This window comes from Synechococcus sp. R55.8, from assembly GCF_047461895.1.
In the GTDB taxonomy this organism is placed as follows: Bacteria; Cyanobacteriota; Cyanobacteriia; order Thermostichales; family Thermostichaceae; genus Thermostichus.
Genome location: NZ_JANSIB010000005.1, coordinates 37,295 through 38,919, shown reverse-complemented (window position 1 = coordinate 38,919; position 1,625 = coordinate 37,295). Strand labels below are relative to the sequence as shown.

General features: G+C 54.6%; 1 protein-coding gene and 1 pseudogene. Both read right to left on the bottom strand.

Features of this window, described 5'->3' with window-relative positions; all coding sequences use genetic code 11:
- Positions 1–3: 3 nt before the first annotated feature.
- A complete protein-coding gene (locus tag NW829_RS01045; protein WP_414343840.1) occupies positions 4–762 on the bottom strand; it encodes a TIGR00297 family protein in 759 nt (252 codons plus the stop codon).
- A gap of 94 nt (positions 763–856) precedes the next feature.
- Positions 857–1,410, bottom strand: a pseudogene (locus tag NW829_RS01040) (IS5 family transposase); the annotation flags it as partial.
- Between the last annotated feature and the right edge of the window lie 215 nt (positions 1,411–1,625).

Here is a 1,625-nt window from a genome sequence, read left to right as displayed (position 1 = left end):
TTTCTAGGATCCGATGCCCATAAGGGATCCCAGCCCTACCGCCAGAAGAGCGGCCAGGGTTGTTTGAATACTGTTTACAACTTCGTTGGTCATCCAGGCCAAACGGGGTTGTAACACCACTCCCATCCAGCTTTCCGCCAGGGTGGCCAGGATCCCAGCCAGCCAGCAGATGCCCAACCAAAATGGGCTTTCCCCCACCCACTCCCCGCCAATCCCCCAGGCCAACCCGGCCATCCCTGCCGCTGCCGCCACCCCCGCCAGGGATCCCTCTAGGCTCACGGCTCCTTCTGTGCCCGCCGGCACGGACTGGAAGGTGGTGATCAAAAAGGTCTTGCGGCCATAGGCTTTCCCCACCTCGCTGCTGACGGTATCGGCCAATTTCGCTGCAAAGCTGGCGCTGTATCCCAACCACCACAGGGGATGCGGGAAGAAAGCGTATCCTAGCGCACATACTGCCCCGGTTAAAGCGGATCCCCAGACGTTCTCCGGCCCTCGCGCCCCCTCTCGCTTTTCGGCGATCCCCTGCGCCTGCTTGCGCCGGATCCCCAGTTTGGTTACGGCTGTTCCCACTAAAAAATAGGCAGCTACCACCGCGTAGCCCCGCCCCCCCAGCCCCCCCCACACCAGCAGGCCCAGCAGGCCCGCGTGGATGACCCCTGCTCGCGTCAGAGCTTTCTGAGGGCTCAGCAGACCCAGCACCACCAGAGCCAGGTTGAGCCAGAGTGCCACCCCCCACTGACTCAGAAGCCACGCTTGCCACATATACCCTTAAACTTTAGCCACAGCAATTTGGCCAGATAATTCTCAGCACAAGCACCAATATAGCAATCCGTGTTAAATCGCAAAAAAATCTTTTATCGACTAAATGCCTCTCCCTGTAAACGTGCCGGTCAAATCTCCCACCACCCTCCTATTCCTCTTAGAAGGAATCAGCACCCGGCCTTCCCTTGTCTATCCTCTCCCTGAATTCCTGAGAATCTTATCCCCTATCACCTTCGTATGCTCTTCTTGCCAACTCTCTGGTAATGCCTCTGCTTGGGTAATATCCTGCTTTGCCCTGCTGTGATTCTAAACACTAACGGCTTCCCCAAACCATCCACACTCACATGGATCTGAGTGCTGTATCCACCTCGACTCCTCCCCAAAGCTTGCTCCCCTTTTTTTGCGGCTGCCCAGGGGTGAGCACGAACGACAGTTGAGTCAAGGATAAGATGCTCTAAGTCAGGGTCTTTCCCAAACTCCCAAGCAACTCCAGCGATGGAATCTCTGGTGTATCATTTTCCATATCTTTTTGGGAGGTAGCGCCACGGGGATCCAGAGCGAGCTATTACAGCAGGCCTTGGATAAACTGTTTGCATCCTGCCTCTTTGCCGATGTGGATCTGGATTCTGTTTTCAGGAAAGCTATAATTTTTTGCTATTTTATTTGCTGTGATCTGCAGCAAGATAACTCATCAGACCTTACCCAAAAACTGTCCTTATCATAACTAAATGCAAAAAACCTAACGACTACACCTTTTGCCGTTCAACTGGGATCTTCAGCCAACGGCTTAGTTCCGAGGCCAACCACTCCAGCTCTGGCTCCTGCAAAGGGATCCCCGCTCCCAACTCGTATTTGCGGTTGCC

Bases quoted from the DNA above. Each gene is read 5' to 3' on its own strand.
- NW829_RS01045 (WP_414343840.1), bottom strand. From the start codon at position 762: ATGTGGCAAGCGTGGCTTCTGAGTCAGTGGGGGGTGGCACTCTGGCTC.